The following is a 15,450-nucleotide window of genomic DNA, read 5'->3' as shown; positions in this document are numbered from 1 at the left end:
ATCCGACCGACAGATTCACGCCGTCGGACGGATGAGGAAACCCGCATGATGCACGCCACCAATCGCCAGACTGAACTTGCTTCCCAGCTGCCAGCGGAACCGCTGCCGGTGCCGGTGGAGCAGCAGAGCCGTGCCCATCTGGAGCAGACTTTCGAACTGTTCAGCCAGATGTCCAGCCAGCTCAACCAGTCCTACAGCCTCCTGGAAGCCCGCGTCACCGAGCTGAAGGGCGAACTGGCCCTGGTCAGCGCGCAGCGCATGCAGGAGCTGGCGGAGAAGGAGCGTCAGGCCAACCGCCTGCAGAGCCTGCTTGATGTGCTGCCCGGCGGCGTCATCATGATTGACGGCCAGGGCGTGGTGCGCGACGCCAATCCTGTGGCGGTCGCGCTACTGGGCAAGCCGCTGGTGGGCATGCTCTGGCGTGAAGTCATTGCTCGCAGCTTCGCCCCGCGTGCCGATGACGGCCACGAAGTTTCCCTGCGCGACGGACGCCGCGTGTCCATCGCCATCCGCCCGCTGAACGGCGAACCCGGTCAACTCATCCTGCTCAATGACCTGACGGAAACCCGTCGCCTGCAGGACCAACTGGCTCGCCACGAGCGCCTGTCTGCCCTGGGGCGCATGGTTGCCTCGCTGGCCCATCAGATTCGCACCCCGCTGTCCGCCGCCATGCTTTATGCGGGCCACCTCAGCGAGGGCGAGTTGCCGGTCGAGCAGCAGCAACGCTTCGCCGGGCGCATCAAGGAGCGCCTGCATGAGCTGGAAAGCCAGGTGCGCGACATGCTGGTGTTCGCCCGCGGCGAGCTGCCGCTGCCGGATCGCATCGCGCCGAGTCAACTGTTCGCCAGCCTGCGCGCCGCCGCCGAATCTCACGTCGTCGGCCTGAATCTGCGCTGGCAGTGCGACGCTCGCGTTGGCGAGCTGCTGTGCAACCGCGACACACTGGTCGGCACCGTGCTCAACCTGGTGGAGAACGCCATCCAGGCCGCCGGCCGCGATGTGCGCCTGAAGGTGCACCTGTACCAGCGCGATAACAGCCTGCGCCTGTCCATCAGCGACAACGGCCCGGGCATGAGCGCCGAAACCCTGGCGCGCCTGGGCGAGCCTTTCTTTACCACCAAGACCACCGGCACCGGCCTTGGCCTAGCCGTAGTGAAAGCCGTCGCCAAGGCCCACCAGGGCGAACTGCTTCTGCGCTCGCGCCCCGGTGTCGGTACCTGCGCCACCCTGATCCTGCCGCTGATCCTGGCTCAACCCGTCGTCCACGAGGAGTGATATCCATGGCCGCCAAAGTCCTGCTGGTCGAAGACGACCGCGCCCTTCGTGAAGCTCTCTCCGACACCCTGTCCCTCGGCGGGCATGACTTCATCGCCGTCGATTGCGCCGAGGCTGCACTGCCGGCGCTGGAGAAGGACAGCTTCAGCCTGGTGATCAGCGACGTGAACATGCCGGGCATGGACGGGCACCAGTTGCTCGGCCTGATCCGCAAGCGCTACCCACAACTGCCGGTGCTGCTGATGACTGCCTACGGCGCCGTCGACCGCGCCGTGGATGCCATGCGCCAGGGGGCAGCCGATTACCTGGTCAAGCCGTTCGAGCCGCGTGCGCTGCTGGAACTGGTGGCCCGCCATGCGCTGGGCGCTGTGTCCGCCAGCGTCGGCGAAGGTCCGGTAGCCCTGGAACCGGCCAGCCAGCAATTGCTGGAGCTGGCTGCTCGTGTCGCGCGCAGCGATTCCACCGTGCTGATTTCTGGTGAGTCCGGTACCGGCAAGGAAGTGCTGGCCCAGTACATCCACCAGCAGTCGCCGCGTGTCGACAAGCCCTTCGTTGCGATCAACTGTGCGGCGATCCCGGACAACATGCTCGAGGCCACCCTGTTCGGCCACGAGAAGGGCGCTTTCACCGGTGCCATTGCCGCCCAGCCGGGCAAGTTCGAACTGGCCGACGGTGGCACCATTCTGCTCGACGAAATCTCCGAGATGCCGCTGGCCCTGCAGGCCAAGCTGCTGCGCGTGCTGCAGGAGCGGGAAGTGGAGCGCGTCGGCGCGCGCAAGCCGATCAGCCTCGATATCCGCGTGCTCGCCACCACCAACCGCGACCTGCTGGGCGAAGTGGCTGCCGGGCGTTTCCGCGAGGATCTCTACTATCGCCTGTCGGTGTTCCCGCTGGCCTGGCGCCCGCTGCGCGAGCGTCCCGCCGATATTCTGCCGCTGGCGGAGCGCTTGCTGGCCAAGTACGCCCGCAAGATGAACCATGCGCCGGTGACCCTGGCCGACGACGCCCGCGCCGCTTTGCTGGCGCACCCTTGGCCGGGCAACGTGCGTGAACTGGACAACGCCATCCAGCGTTCGCTGATCCTGCAGCAGGGTGGCCAGGTGCAGGCCGCCGACCTGTGCCTGACCGCGCCCATCGGCCTGGCTCCGCGCCCGGTGCTGGCGGCGGTCCCGGCGCCCGTCGCTCCGTCGATTCCGACCAGCGTCGAAATTCCGTCGCCGGCTTCCACCGAACCCGGCCAACTGGGGGAAGACCTCAAGCGCCGCGAGTTCCAGATGATCATCGATACCCTGCGCAGCGAGCGCGGCCGCCGCAAGGAAGCCGCCGAGCGCCTGGGCATCAGTCCGCGTACCCTGCGCTACAAGCTTGCGCAGATGCGCGATGCGGGCATGGATGTGGAGGCTTATCTCTACGCCAGCTGACCGGCGCGCAAAGAACCCCCTCTTGGCCCGCATTCGTGCGGGCCTTTTCTTGACGCTCGGCCGGCCGGGTAAGGCGTGCTTTCGTGGGGGCGAGCTTGCTCGCGAACCGGCATTGCGGTGGGGTTGTTCGCGAGCAAGCTCGCTCCTACAGGTAAGTCCTATCCCCGGCGGCGAAACAGCTGCCATCTGCGGAGTCGACTTTTCCCTGAAAGGTCCTATTCAGAGCCTTCCTCCGCATTTTTCCTACGTCTGAAAAAACTGGCACCCAAGTTGCAATCCCCTCTGCAAAGCGCCGCGCAGTGTCAAAAAACCGCGGCCAGTCGGAGGGGTAAGTGATGAGTCAGGGTATCGAGTTCAATCGTCTGCTGCTGGAAATGCGCTCCATGCAAATGGAGGCCATGGCCAAGGCGAAGACGCAGGCCGCACCGGCTGAGCCGGGGGCGCCAAGCTTCTCGCAGATGCTCGGGCAGGCGGTGGAAAAAGTGAACGGTACCCAGCAGGCCGCCTCCGACCTGTCCTCTGCCTTCGAGATGGGGCAGAAGGGCGTCGATCTCACCGACGTGATGATCGCTTCCCAGAAGGCCAGTGTTTCTTTCCAGGCCATGACCCAGGTACGCAACAAGCTTGTCCAGGCGTACCAGGACATCATGCAGATGCCGGTTTGAGCGGCGAGGATCGTAGGTAATGTCCCAAGCCTCCGTTGTTGACAGTCAGGTTCCGGCCAAGGTCGGCGCCGACGCGCCGAAAAAGCCGCTGCTCGGCCTGACTTTCCTCGAGAACCTCGCGGACATGCCGGTGCTGCGCCAGGTTGGCCTGCTGGTCGGCCTTGCCGCGAGCATCGCCATCGGTTTCGGCATGGTCCTGTGGTCGCAGCAGCCTGACTACAAGCCACTGTACGGCAGCCTGAACGGCGTCGATGCCAACAAGGTGGTCGAGGCATTGTCCGCTGCCGACATCGGCTACAAGATCGAGCCCAACTCCGGCGCGCTGCTGGTGAAGGCCGATGACCTGGGCCGTGCGCGCATGAAAGTCGCCGGTGCCGGCCTGGCACCGACCGACAGCAACGTCGGCTTCGAGATCCTCGACAAGGAACAGGCGCTGGGCACCAGCCAGTTCATGGAAGCGACCAACTACCGTCGCGGCCTGGAAGGCGAGCTGGCGCGTACCGTCTCCAGCCTGAACAACGTCAAGGGCGCCCGCGTGCACCTGGCGATCCCGAAAAGCTCGGTATTCGTCCGTGACGACCGCAAGCCCAGCGCCTCGGTGCTGGTCGAGCTGTACCCGGGCCGCACCCTGGAGCCGAGCCAGGTGCTGGCCATCGTCAACCTGGTCGCCACCAGCGTGCCGGAGCTGGACAAGGGCCAGGTCACCGTAGTCGACCAGAAAGGCAACCTGCTGTCCGACCAGCAGGAGCTCTCCGAGCTGACCATGGCCGGGAAGCAGTTCGATTTCACCCGTCGCATGGAAACCAACTTCACCCAGCGCGTGCACAGCATCCTCGCGCCGGTACTGGGCAGCGGGCGCTACAAAGCCGAGGTGTCTGCTGACGTCGACTTCAGCGCGGTGGAATCCACCTCGGAGTCGTTCAACCCGGACCAGCCGGCCCTGCGCAGCGAGCAGAGCAACAACGAGGAGCGTCAGAACAGCAACGGCCCGCAGGGTGTGCCGGGTGCACTGTCGAACCAGCCGCCGGGGCCGGCCAGTTCGCCGCAGACCACCGGTCAGAACGCCGGCGCGAATTTCGTCGCCCCGGGTCAACCCCTCAAGGACGCCAACGGCCAGCCGATCATCGACCCGAAGACCGGCAAGCCGGAATTGGCTCCGTACCCGACCGACAAGCGCCAGCAGAACACCCGCAACTACGAGCTGGATCGCTCGGTGAGCTACACCAAGCAGCAGCAGGGGCGCCTGCGCCGGCTTTCCGTCGCGGTGGTGCTGGATGACCGCATGATCACCGATCCGAAGACCGGCGAAGTCAGCCACCAGCCCTGGACCGCCGACGAACTGGGCCGCTTCACCCGCCTGGTGCAGGACGCGGTAGGCTATGACGCCAGCCGTGGCGACAGCGTCAGCGTGATCAACGCGCCGTTCGCTCCGGAGCTGGGTGATGAAATTGCGTCGCCGCCGTTCTACTCGCAGCCCTGGTTCTGGGACGTGGTCAAGCAGGTGCTGGGCATCGTCTTCATCCTGGTGCTGGTGCTGGGTGTACTGCGGCCAGTGCTGAACAACCTGTCGGGCAACAAGAGCAAGGCTCTGGTGGCCGGTGGCGCTGCAGGCGAAGGCGGCCTGGGCGAGTTGGGCGGTCTGGAGGGCGAGTTGTCCGAAGACCGTGTGAGCCTCGGTGGCCCGGCCAGCATCCTGCTGCCCAGCCCGTCCGAGGGGTACGATGCACAATTGAATGCGATCAAGACACTGGTCGCCCAGGACCCGGGGCGCGTTGCCCAGGTAGTGAAGGACTGGATCAATTCCGATGAGTGAAGCCCGCATGAGCGCCAAACTGAACAAGGTCGACAAGGCTGCCATCCTCCTGCTCTCCCTGGGTGAGACCGATGCCGCGCAGGTACTGCGCCACATGGGCCCGAAGGAAGTGCAGAAGGTCGGCGTGGCCATGGCGCAGATGCGCAACGTGCATCGCGAGCAGGTCGAGCAGGTGATGGGCGAGTTCGTCGAGATCGTCGGCGACCAGACCAGCCTGGGCGTGGGCGCCGACAGCTACATCCGCAAGATGCTCACCCAGGCCCTGGGCGAGGACAAGGCGAACAACCTCATCGACCGCATCCTGCTGGGCGGCAACACCAGCGGCCTGGACAGCCTGAAGTGGATGGAGCCGCGCGCCGTGGCCGACGTGATCCGCTACGAGCACCCGCAGATCCAGGCCATCGTGGTCGCCTACCTCGACCCGGACCAGGCCGGTGAAGTGCTCAGCCACTTCGATCACAAGGTGCGCCTGGACATCATCCTGCGCGTGTCCTCGCTGAACACCGTGCAGCCCTCCGCGCTCAAGGAACTCAACCTGATCCTGGAGAAACAGTTCGCCGGCAACGCCAATTCCACCCGCACCACCATGGGCGGCGTGAAGCGCGCGGCGGACATCATGAACTACCTCGACAGCTCGGTCGAAGGCTCGCTGATGGATGCCATTCGCGAAGTCGACGAAGACCTGTCGGGCCAGATCGAAGACCTGATGTTCGTCTTCGACAACCTCGCCGACGTCGACGACCGCGGTATCCAGGCGCTGCTGCGCGAGGTTTCCTCGGACGTGCTGGTGCTGGCCCTCAAGGGCTCGGACGAGGCGATCCGCGAGAAGATTTTCCGCAATATGTCCAAGCGTGCCGCCGAACTGCTGCGCGACGACCTCGAGGCCAAGGGCCCGGTGCGCGTCAGCGAGGTGGAAGGTGCGCAGAAGGAAATCCTCACCATTGCCCGGCGCATGGCCGAGTCCGGCGAAATCGTACTGGGTGGCAAGGGCGGCGAGGAGATGATCTAAGTTGGTCAAGGACGAGGACAAACTCAGCGAACTGATCCGCGCGCGCGACGTGGCGGGCTTCGACCGCTGGTCGTTGCCCAGCTTTGATCCGGCGCGACCGGCTCCGGAACCGGAGCCCGAACCGGAACCCGAGATCGAGGAACAGCCGCAGATCGAGGAAGTGCCGGAGGACGAGGTCAAGCCGCTGACGCTCGACGAACTCGAGGCGATCCGCCAGGAGGCCTACAACGAGGGCTTCTCCACTGGCGAGAAGGACGGCTTCCACGCCGGCCAGATCAAGGCGCGCCAGGAAGCCGACGCGGCGCTGCAACCGCGCCTGCAGAACCTCGAAACCCTGATGTCGCACCTGCTCGACCCCATCGCCGAGCAGGACCAGATGCTCGAACAGGGCATGCTCAACCTGGTGACCCACGTGGTGCGCCAGGTGGTACAGCGCGAGCTGGCCACCGATTCCAGCCAGATCCGCCTGGTCCTGCGCGAGGCGCTCAAGCTGCTGCCGATGGGCGCCAGCAACATCCGCATCCAGGTCAACCCGCAGGACTTCGAACTGGTGAAAGCCCTGCGCGATCGCCACGAGGAAAGCTGGAAGATCATCGAGGACGACGGCCTGCTGCCCGGTGGCTGCCGTATCGAGACCGAACACTCGCGTGTCGACGCCACGGTCGAGACGCGCCTGGCCCAGGCCGTGAAACAGCTCTTCGAGCAGCAACGCGACCAGGCGACCCATGCATTGGAGCCAGACCTGCACGTGGACTTCGGCGCCGGCCAGGGCGAGTCCGATGCGCCTTGATCGCGTCAGCTTCGCCCGCCGCCTGCAGGGTTACAGCGACGCCGTGAGCCTGCCGGCCCAGCCGGTGGTGGAAGGTCGCCTGCTGCGCATGGTTGGCCTGACATTGGAGGCCGAAGGCCTGCAGGCCGCCGTTGGCAGCCGTTGCCAGGTCATCAACGACGGCGGCTACCACCCGGTGCAGGTGGAAGCCGAAGTCATGGGCTTCGCCGGCAGCAAGATCTACCTGATGCCGGTCGGCAGCCTCGTCGGCATCGCCCCTGGTGCCCGCGTGGTGCCGCTGCCCGACTCCGGTCGCCTGCCCATGGGCATGTCGATGCTCGGCCGCGTGCTCGACGGTGTCGGCCGCGCGCTGGATGGCAAGGGCGGCATGCGCGCCGAGGATTGGGTGCCGATGGACGGCCCGATCATCAACCCGCTGGCGCGCGACCCGATCCACGAGCCGATGGATGTCGGCATCCGCTCGATCAACTCGCTGCTCACCGTCGGCCGTGGTCAGCGCCTGGGGCTGTTCGCCGGTACCGGCGTGGGTAAATCCGTGTTGCTGGGCATGATGACCAAGTTCACCAAGGCCGACATCATCGTGGTCGGGCTGATCGGCGAGCGGGGCCGCGAAGTGAAGGAGTTCATCGAGCACATTCTCGGCGAGGAGGGCCTGAAGCGCTCCGTGGTGGTCGCCTCGCCAGCGGATGATGCGCCGCTGATGCGTCTGCGCGCTGCGCAGTACTGCACCCGTATCGCTGAATACTTCCGTGACAAAGGCAAGAACGTGCTCTTGCTGATGGATTCCCTGACCCGTTATGCCCAGGCCCAGCGTGAGATCGCCCTGGCCATCGGTGAGCCGCCGGCGACCAAGGGTTATCCACCATCGGTGTTCGCCAAGCTGCCGCGCCTGGTCGAGCGTGCCGGCAACGGCGAGAAGGGTGGCGGTTCCATCACGGCGTTCTACACCGTGCTCAGCGAAGGTGACGACCAGCAGGACCCGATCGCCGACGCCGCGCGGGGTGTGCTCGATGGCCACTTCGTGCTGTCGCGCCGGCTGGCCGAGGAAGGCCATTACCCGGCCATCGACATCGAGGCCTCGATCAGCCGGGTGATGCCGCAGGTCACCACGCCCGAACACCTGCGCGACGCCCAGCGCTTCAAGCAACTGTGGTCGCGCTATCAGCAGAGTCGCGACCTGATCAGCGTCGGTGCCTACGTGGCCGGCGGTGATCCGGAGACCGACCTGGCCATCCAGCGCTTCCCGATCATGCGCCAGTTCCTCCGCCAGGCGCTGGACGAGAGCCAGAACCTCGACGACAGCCGCCTGCTGCTGGACGCGGTGGTCAGCGGAAAGGCCGGGTGATGAAGCTCGGCCGTAGGATGGGTGGAGCTTGCGATACCCATCGTCTGGCAGTTCGCGGCGAGTTGCAGCATGGGTATCGCTGCGCTCCACCCATCCTACGCACGCGGCATCGCGAGGTGAGTGTATGAACCGTCGCGCCGAACGCCTCGCCCCGGTGGTCGACATGGCGCTCAAGGCCGAGCGCGAGGCCGCGCGGCAGCTTGGCCAGATGCAAGGCCAGTTGCAGCAGGCGCAGCGCAAGCTCGCCGAGCTGGAGCGCTACCGCTACGACTACCAGCAACAATGGATCACCAACGGCCAGCAGGGTGTCAGTGGCCAGTGGCTGATCAACTACCAGCGCTTCCTGTCCCAGCTCGAGGGCGCCGTCGAGCAGCAGAATCGCTCGGTGGCCTTCCACGAGGGCAACGTGGGCAAGGCACGGGTCATCTGGCAGGAGAAGTACGCTCGCCTCGAGGGGCTGCGCAAGCTGGTGGAGCGCTACCGCGAGGAAGCTCGTATGGCTGCCGACAAGTACGAGCAGAAGCAGCTCGACGAATTCGCCCAGCGCCTGAAGCCTTCCGCCGACTGATCCGGCCTGCGGCCGTGCTAGGCTCCAGTCAGATCCCGACCGGAACCTTTCCATGCCGCTTCCCACTCCCGTGCCTGTGGATTTCCAGCGCGTCTTCTCCCTGTGGCGCCTCAGCGCCGAAGGCGAGCCGATCATCACACCGAGCAGCCACCTGCTGCCGGTTCGCTGGCAAGGTCGGGCGGCCATGCTCAAGCGCGCCCTCGACGTCGACGAACGCCTGGGCTCTAAGGTGCTCGACTGGTGGGATGGCGACGGCGCTGCGCTGGTCTATGCCTACGACGGCGACACCATTCTCATGGAGCGCGCCGAAGGTGAACGGTCGCTGATGCACATGGCGCTTCATGGCGAGGACGATCAGGCAAGCCGCATCGTCTGCGATGTCGTGCGCAAGCTGCACCAGCCACGGGAAAAACCTCTGCCGGAGGTGATCGGCTTGCGCGAGTGGTTCCGCGATCTCGCGCCTGCCGCCGTGCGCTATGGCGAGCTGTTCCCGCGCTGCCTGGAGACCGCCGAGGCGCTGCTGGCCAGCGAGCACGACCAGTGCGTGCTGCATGGCGATGTTCACCATGACAACATTCTGGATTTCGCCGAGCGCGGTTGGCGCGCCATCGACCCCAAGCGTCTGCAGGGTGAGCGCCTGTTCGACTATGCCAACCTGCTGTGCAATCCGGACTTGCCCACTTCCCGCGAGCGCGCGCGCTTCCTGCGGCAGCTGGACGTGATCGTCGAGCACGCACGCGTCGATCGCCGTCGCCTGCTGGAGTGGGTGCTGGCATTCGCCGGTCTTTCCGCCGCCTGGTTTCTCGACGACGGCATGGCTGCCGAGAGTGACCTGAGCGTGGCGCACCTGGCTGCCGCCGAGCTGGACCGCATGGCATGCTGCGCTTGAACCGAGCCCTGTTGCAGGCGCATCCGCGCCTGATCACCTCCGCCGTCATCGGCGTATTGGTGGCGCTGGCGTGCTATCGGTTCGCGCCCATGACTCGCGTGCTGCTGGGCTGGAACTGCATGGCCTGGCTCTACGTGCTGCTGATCGGCTGGCTGGCCCTGCGTGCGGCGCCAGCGGAAGTGCGCCGCCTGGCGGAGATCGAGGACGAGAACGCCGAGGCGGTATTGGTGCTGGTCACTGTCGCAGCCGTGGCGAGCCTGGTTGCCATCGTCGTCGAATTGGCCATCGCAGGGCACTCCAATGGCCGCGAGCAGTTCGTTCGCTACGCCTTCACCGCCAGCACCGTGCTGGGTTCCTGGTTCCTCATTGGCACCATCTTCACCATGCACTACGCCCGCCAGTTCTACTCGGCCGATGCGGCGGAGCCGGTGCTGCGCTTCCCCGAGGGCGAAAAGAACCCGGACTACTGGGACTTCCTCTACTTCTCCTTCACCCTCAGCGTGGCGGTTCAGACCTCCGACGTGGAGATTGCCTCGCGCTCGATGCGCAGGGTGGTATTGGCGCACTCGGTGATCGGTTTCCTGTTCAACACCGCGATCCTGGGGCTGGCGATCAACATGGGCGCGGGGCTGATCGGCTAGCGGGTGATCAGGGCTGGAACGTCTCGACAGCCAGCCGCAGCGCCAGTACGACAAAGGCGAGGGCGAAGCTCCAGCGGATCAGCGACATCACCGCCGGGCGCTCGATTACTTGCTCGCGCACCCAGGACGCCAGCAGCCCGTAGCCGATGAAGACGATAAAGGTCATCAGCGCGAACACCAGGCCCAGCATCAGGAACAGCCCTCGGGAGTTCTCGCTGCCGGTTGGCACGAACTGCGGCAGGAAGGCCAGGAAGAACAACCCGAGCTTGGGGTTGAGCAGGTTCAGCCAGAGCCCGGTGCCCACCAGTTGCGGGATGCTGCGCGGGCTGCTGGCCGAGTCCAGCGCCAGCGCGCCGCTGCCGCGAAACACCTGCCAGGCGACGAACAGCAGATAGGCCGTGCCCAGCAGCCGGACGATCTGGAAGCTGGCTGCGCTGGCTTGCAGGATCACCGACAGGCCGAAAGTGGCGAGCAGCAGTTGCGGCAGCATGCCCAGCGTGCAGCCCAGTGCCGCAAGAGTGGCCGCGCGGGCGCCAAGGCCGAGGCCGACGGCCAGGGTGTAGAGCACGCCGGTGCCGGGCAGCAAAACGACGACGAGCGCCGTCAGCAGGAATTCTGCGTTCATTCCTGTGGGTTTCCTGTGTGGATGAGAAAGGGGCGTGGCGCTGGCGAATTCAGCGTGCCGGTGGCCGCTGCCTGAGCGAGGTGCGCCATTGCCCCGGCGTCAGCCCGAGTTGACGGGCGAAGGCGCGGGTCATGTGCGACTGGTCGGCGAAGCCGGCGAGCTGGGCGGCATCGGCCAGCGTGCGGCCTTCGCCAATGGCCTTGTGCGCTTGTCGCACGCGGTACTGCAGGAGGTAGGCGTGGGGCGTGGTGCCCAGTTCGCGGCGGAAGCGACGCAGCGCCGCGTAAGGTGTCAGCCCGGCTATGTTGGCCAGCTCCGCCAGCGCGGGGGCGTTGCGTGGGTCGTCGTGAATCCGCTCGAGCATGCGCGCCACGCCGCGACTGGGCAGGGCTGCCACGCTGGTGTCGGTGCGCTCGTCGAGCAGTTCGCCGAACAGGTCGAGTACGCCCTCGGCAACTTCGTCTGCGCCAGCTCCCGGCAGGTGCTGCAACAGGCGGGCGATACGCTGGGCGAGTGGCGGGTCGGCCAGCGCCGGCAGGGAGAACTCCCGTCCGGCCAACTCGCCGCCGGCCCACCGCTCGATCACCGCGGGTTCGACATACAGCATCCACCAGCGTCGCGGAGCACCCCGCAGGGGAATGCCGTCGTGCAGCTCGTTGGGGCTGACGGTGATGATGTCGCAGGGGCGCGCTTCGATCTCGCCGCGTCCGCTCCAGGAACGATGTCCGCCTTCGAGCATCACGCCGATACCGTATTCGTCGTGGGCGTGACGCGGGAAGCTGCGCTGGGTGAGTATCTCGACCGTGCGCAGGCCGGGCAGGGCGGCGGAGGTGCAGTTCACACGGTGCAGCATCGCTGGGTCACCTGGGTGATGGGCGCGTTCGGGTGAAGGGGCCGCGCCGGGAGTTGCCGATCACGGGAGAAGTGACTGCAACCTTAGCCTGCCGTGCAGCGGCGCTCTTGAATGAAATTGACTTTCTGCAAGCGCCACTCGGCTCAGAAGAATGGCCGCGACGCCTTGAACATGAACGCGGAGTCGCAATAGGCGTTGTGCCCGGAGTAGGCGCTGCAGTCGCCACCGGTGAGGCTGCTGCCGCTGTAGGAGAAGTTCAGGTCGATGCCGTTCCAGGGGCGACTGAAGTTCACCGACCAGTCGCCGAATGCGCTGACGCTGCCGCCGCTGTCCAGGCTCACCGGGGAGGCAAGGCTGTAGGTGGAATACTTGAAGGTCACGTCGAAGCCAAGGTCAGGCTGCACGCCAAGGTCGGTGAACAAGGTAGTGGTGCTGCGCCCGGCCTGGGCGCTGTAGGCCGCGCCGAGACGGCTGCCGAATACCGAGAGGCCACCGTACAGGGCCTGGCTGTCGTAGTCGGGTTGTTCCGGTCGGGTGTAGCGCAGGGTACCCACTTCGTAGCCCAGCTTGCCGCCGCCCAGCAGGTGCTTGAAACCGGCATAGCTGTCGATCTCCAGCGGCTTTTCCTGCTCGATGTTCGAGGTCCAGCTGCCGACGTACCAGCCGCTGTCGTGGGTGATGTCGAGGCCACCCTGGGCGCTGTTGGCCTGCCCGGGCTGGACCAGCCCCTGGGCCATGCTGCGTGTCGGCGAATTGGCGAACTTGAGGTCGAAATCGCCCAGCTCGCGCTGCATCACCTGGGCACCGGCTTGCGGCGCCGCGCACAACACGCAGGCCGCGATGAGAATGGACTTGTACATGCTCCCCCCTTCTTGCGGGTGCGACCCCTCCAAGGTTTCTTGCGAACCTTCGCCCTGCGTCGCACGCGTAAAAGGGTAAAGGCATTCGCCGGGTCTGTGGCGACCGGCGGTCCATTAATCGACCTGCCGGGTGCCGTTCGACCGGTCTGGCGAGGCGGTTTCCCATCGCTCGCCGAGGTTGCCGCTGTCATCGCTAGCTGCTACATCTTCAAGCTCGTGCGCGACCATCGATCGATAAGGAGAATCCCATGGCCATCACTTCCGTTCCCTCCGCTGACGGGCAGGAGCTCACCATCGTGGTCCAGGGACGTTTCGATTTCGGCGCACACCAGGAGTTCCGCAATGCCTACGAGCGCGTCGAGACCACGCCCAAGCGCTATGTGGTGGATCTGAAAGGCGCCACCTACCTCGACAGCTCGGCGCTGGGCATGCTCCTGCTGCTACGCGACCACGCCGGCGGTGAGAGCGCGCAGATCAGCCTGGCGCATTGCAACCCGGATGTGCGCAAGGTGCTGTCCATCTCCAACTTCGAGCAGCTGTTCAAGATCAGCTGACGCAGCGCCGTCTGCAGTGGCAACGGCCATGTCCGAACTGCTCACCGTCCTGATCGCCGACGACAACGCCGCCGATCGCCTGCTGCTGTCGACCATCGTCAGCCGCCAGGGGCATCGCGTGATCACCGCCGCCAACGGGCTGGAAGCGCTCGCGCTGTTCGCCCAGGAGCGCCCGCAGCTGGTGCTGATGGATGCGCTGATGCCGGTGATGGACGGCTTCGAAGCGGCGCGGCGGATTCGCCGGCAGGCGGGCGAGGAATTGGTGCCGATCATCTTCCTCACTTCGCTGAGCGAGCCCGAAGCGCTGGTGCAGAGCCTGGAGGCGGGCGGCGATGATTTCCTCTCCAAGCCCTACAACCGCGTCATCCTCGAAGCCAAGATCCGCGCCATGGGCCGCCTGCATCACCTGCAGCGGATGGTGCTGGAGCAGCGTGACCTGATCGCCCGGCACAACGAGCACCTGCTCAACGAGCAGCGGGTGGCCAAGGCGGTGTTCGACAAGGTCGCGCACTCGGGGTGCCTGAACGCGGCGAACATCCGCTACCTGCAATCGCCTTTCGCGCTGTTCAACGGCGACCTGCTGCTGGCGGCATTCAAGCCTTCCGGCGGCATGCACGTGCTGCTCGGCGACTTCACCGGCCACGGCTTGCCGGCGGCCATCGGTGCCATGCCGCTGGCTGAAGTGTTCTATGGCATGACTGCCAAGGGTTACCCGATGGCGGACATCCTCCGGGAGATGAACGCCAAGCTGAAGCGCATCCTCCCGGTGGGCGTGTTCTGTTGCGCCGCCGTGCTAAACCTGAGCTTCCAGCGTGGCCTGGTGGAGGTGTGGAACGGCGGCTTGCCCAATGGCTACCTGCTGCGCCGGCAACCGCGCGAAATCGTGCCGCTGGTGTCGCGGCATTTGCCGCTGGGTATCCTCGATTCCTCGGCCTTCAGCGACCATTGCGAGGTCTATGCGATGGAGGAGGGCGACAGCGTGTTCCTCTTCTCCGATGGCGTGCTGGAGGCGCGCAACGCGGCCGGCGAGATGTTCGGCGAGCAGCGTCTGCGTGAGGTCTACGACAGCGAGCTGAATCCGGCGCGTCTGTTCGACGGTATCCAGGCCGCCCTGGCGCGCTTCCGTGGCGAGGCCCAGGACGACGTCAGCATGCTGGAGATCGCGCTGGTGCCCGAGGACTCGCTGCAGCGCCCGCCGCTGGCGTTCTCCGACAACGGCCTGAGCAGCCCGCTGGACTGGTCTGCCAGCTTCGAATTCCGCGCGCCGACCCTGCGCAACTTCAACCCGTTGCCCTTCCTGCTGCAGCTGCTGATGGAAGTACACGACCTGCGCCCGCGCGGCGGCGCGCTCTACACCGTACTCGCCGAGCTGTACTCCAACGCCCTGGAGCACGGCGTCATGGGCCTGGATTCCTCGCTCAAGTGCGATGCCGCCGGCTTCGCCCGCTATTACCAGGAGCGCAGCAAGCGCCTGGTCACCCTGCGCGACGGCTTCGTGCGCTTCCACCTCGACCTGGCCCCCCACGGCGATGGCGGTCGCCTTCTGGTGCGGGTGGAGGACAGCGGCGACGGTTTCGACGTGGGCGCGGTACTGGCTTCGCAGAAAGTTGCCGGCAGCCTCTGCGGACGTGGACTGACACTGGTCCGGCAATTGTCTGATCGCTGTCAGTGGTCGGCCGATGGCAAGACCGTCTCCGTGGAGTTCTTCTGGTCGGCTCAGGCATAATCGAGGCCTTCTTGTCTCCCTGAAGGGTGGCGAGCCGTCCTTCAGGGAGTGCCCCATGTCCGAGCCGCATCTCGATGGCGCCGTGCTGAGCAATTTGCTGTCGATCATGGAAGACGAGTACCCGCTCCTGGTGGAAACCTTCCTCAGCGACTCCGAGGAGCGCCTGCGCAGCATCCGCGAGGCCTTCGCCGCCAGTGATGCGCCGGCCCTTCGACATGCCGCGCACAGCTTCAAGGGCAGCTGCGGCAACATGGGCGCCTCGGTACTGAGCAGCCTGTGCAAGCGCCTGGAGGAGGCCGCACGGCAGAGCGACCTGGCCAGCGCGCAGGGCCTGATCGGCAAGGTCGAGCACGAATTCGGCATCGTCCGTACCCTGCTGCTGCCTGCCCGCCGCTGAGCTTTTTCGAGTTGGCCCG

At 66.0% G+C, this 15,450-nt stretch carries 16 protein-coding genes; 13 read left to right on the top strand and 3 right to left on the bottom strand.

Translation table 11 applies throughout. From position 1 onward, the window contains the following. Nucleotides 1-48 precede the first annotated feature (48 nt). The 10 genes from ACKI1H_RS25900 to ACKI1H_RS25855 all read left to right on the top strand — a co-directional run bounded on the left by ACKI1H_RS25900 (nucleotide 49) and on the right by ACKI1H_RS25855 (nucleotide 10,416). On the top strand, nucleotides 49-1,275 hold the full coding sequence (locus ACKI1H_RS25900; protein ID WP_440468911.1) for a sensor histidine kinase: 1,227 nt from the start codon (nucleotides 49-51) through the stop codon (nucleotides 1,273-1,275). A 5-nt stretch (nucleotides 1,276-1,280) separates the two neighbouring features. After that, nucleotides 1,281-2,696, top strand: a complete 1,416-nt coding sequence (gene fleR, locus ACKI1H_RS25895; protein ID WP_138520517.1) for a sigma-54-dependent response regulator transcription factor FleR — start codon at nucleotides 1,281-1,283, stop codon at nucleotides 2,694-2,696. Between the two features lie 335 nt (nucleotides 2,697-3,031). After that, nucleotides 3,032-3,361 (top strand): flagellar hook-basal body complex protein FliE, encoded by a 330-nt coding sequence (fliE, locus tag ACKI1H_RS25890; RefSeq protein ID WP_138520518.1) that lies wholly within the window; start codon nucleotides 3,032-3,034, stop codon nucleotides 3,359-3,361. A 19-nt stretch (nucleotides 3,362-3,380) separates the two neighbouring features. Next, a complete protein-coding gene (gene fliF / locus ACKI1H_RS25885) occupies nucleotides 3,381-5,174 on the top strand; it encodes a flagellar basal-body MS-ring/collar protein FliF (protein WP_440466765.1) in 1,794 nt (597 codons plus the stop codon). Beyond that, the gene (fliG, locus tag ACKI1H_RS25880) at nucleotides 5,167-6,183 is read left to right on the top strand and encodes a flagellar motor switch protein FliG (RefSeq protein ID WP_138520520.1); all 1,017 of its coding nucleotides are present in this window, start codon (nucleotides 5,167-5,169) and stop codon (nucleotides 6,181-6,183) included. The genes fliF and fliG overlap by 8 nt, the downstream gene beginning before the upstream one ends. 1 nt (nucleotide 6,184) lies before the next feature. Next, nucleotides 6,185-6,973, top strand: a complete 789-nt coding sequence (gene fliH / locus ACKI1H_RS25875; protein ID WP_440466764.1) for a flagellar assembly protein FliH — start codon at nucleotides 6,185-6,187, stop codon at nucleotides 6,971-6,973. Continuing rightward, on the top strand, nucleotides 6,963-8,318 hold the full coding sequence (gene fliI, locus ACKI1H_RS25870; RefSeq protein WP_440466763.1) for a flagellar protein export ATPase FliI: 1,356 nt from the start codon (nucleotides 6,963-6,965) through the stop codon (nucleotides 8,316-8,318). The genes fliH and fliI overlap by 11 nt, the downstream gene beginning before the upstream one ends. A 124-nt stretch (nucleotides 8,319-8,442) precedes the next feature. Next, nucleotides 8,443-8,886, top strand: coding sequence for a flagellar export protein FliJ (fliJ, locus tag ACKI1H_RS25865; protein ID WP_440466762.1), 444 nt, complete (start codon nucleotides 8,443-8,445; stop codon nucleotides 8,884-8,886). Between the two features lie 52 nt (nucleotides 8,887-8,938). Next, nucleotides 8,939-9,775 carry an aminoglycoside phosphotransferase family protein gene (locus tag ACKI1H_RS25860; protein WP_440466761.1) on the top strand — a complete coding sequence of 279 codons (837 nt, stop codon included), beginning with the start codon at nucleotides 8,939-8,941 and terminating at the stop codon, nucleotides 9,773-9,775. After that, nucleotides 9,763-10,416 carry a DUF1345 domain-containing protein gene (locus tag ACKI1H_RS25855; RefSeq protein ID WP_440466760.1) on the top strand — a complete coding sequence of 218 codons (654 nt, stop codon included), beginning with the start codon at nucleotides 9,763-9,765 and terminating at the stop codon, nucleotides 10,414-10,416. The genes ACKI1H_RS25860 and ACKI1H_RS25855 overlap by 13 nt, the downstream gene beginning before the upstream one ends. Before the next feature lie 7 nt (nucleotides 10,417-10,423). On the opposite strand, the gene ACKI1H_RS25850 is transcribed toward ACKI1H_RS25855, so the two are convergent. From ACKI1H_RS25850 to ACKI1H_RS25840, 3 genes are all read right to left on the bottom strand, one after another. Continuing rightward, a complete protein-coding gene (locus ACKI1H_RS25850) occupies nucleotides 10,424-11,041 on the bottom strand; it encodes a LysE family translocator (RefSeq protein ID WP_440466759.1) in 618 nt (205 codons plus the stop codon). 49 nt (nucleotides 11,042-11,090) lie between these two features. Continuing rightward, complete coding sequence (locus ACKI1H_RS25845) at nucleotides 11,091-11,894, bottom strand: helix-turn-helix domain-containing protein (protein ID WP_440466758.1); 804 nt, start codon at nucleotides 11,892-11,894, stop codon at nucleotides 11,091-11,093. Nucleotides 11,895-12,037: 143 nt separating this feature from the next. Beyond that, a complete protein-coding gene (locus ACKI1H_RS25840) occupies nucleotides 12,038-12,754 on the bottom strand; it encodes a TorF family putative porin (RefSeq protein ID WP_440466757.1) in 717 nt (238 codons plus the stop codon). A gap of 248 nt (nucleotides 12,755-13,002) precedes the next feature. Here ACKI1H_RS25840 and ACKI1H_RS25835 point away from each other — a divergent pair, with 248 nt between their 5' ends. Genes ACKI1H_RS25835 through ACKI1H_RS25825 form a run of 3 tightly spaced genes read left to right on the top strand, consistent with a single transcriptional unit; the run spans nucleotide 13,003 to nucleotide 15,431 of the window. After that, nucleotides 13,003-13,308: an STAS domain-containing protein gene (locus tag ACKI1H_RS25835; RefSeq protein ID WP_081519284.1), complete on the top strand. Its 306-nt coding sequence runs from the start codon at nucleotides 13,003-13,005 to the stop codon at nucleotides 13,306-13,308. 28 nt (nucleotides 13,309-13,336) lie between these two features. Then, nucleotides 13,337-15,034, top strand: a complete 1,698-nt coding sequence (locus ACKI1H_RS25830) for a SpoIIE family protein phosphatase (RefSeq protein ID WP_138520529.1) — start codon at nucleotides 13,337-13,339, stop codon at nucleotides 15,032-15,034. A 55-nt stretch (nucleotides 15,035-15,089) separates the two neighbouring features. Then, nucleotides 15,090-15,431: an Hpt domain-containing protein gene (locus tag ACKI1H_RS25825; RefSeq protein ID WP_138520530.1), complete on the top strand. Its 342-nt coding sequence runs from the start codon at nucleotides 15,090-15,092 to the stop codon at nucleotides 15,429-15,431. Nucleotides 15,432-15,450: the final 19 nt, after the last annotated feature.

It is taken from the genome of Pseudomonas sp. YH-1 (genome assembly GCF_051990045.1).
Classification (GTDB): Bacteria; Pseudomonadota; Gammaproteobacteria; order Pseudomonadales; family Pseudomonadaceae; genus Pseudomonas; species Pseudomonas nicosulfuronedens.
The sequence above is the reverse complement of the archived record's forward strand: the minus strand, read 5'-3'. Positions and strand labels throughout refer to the sequence as shown.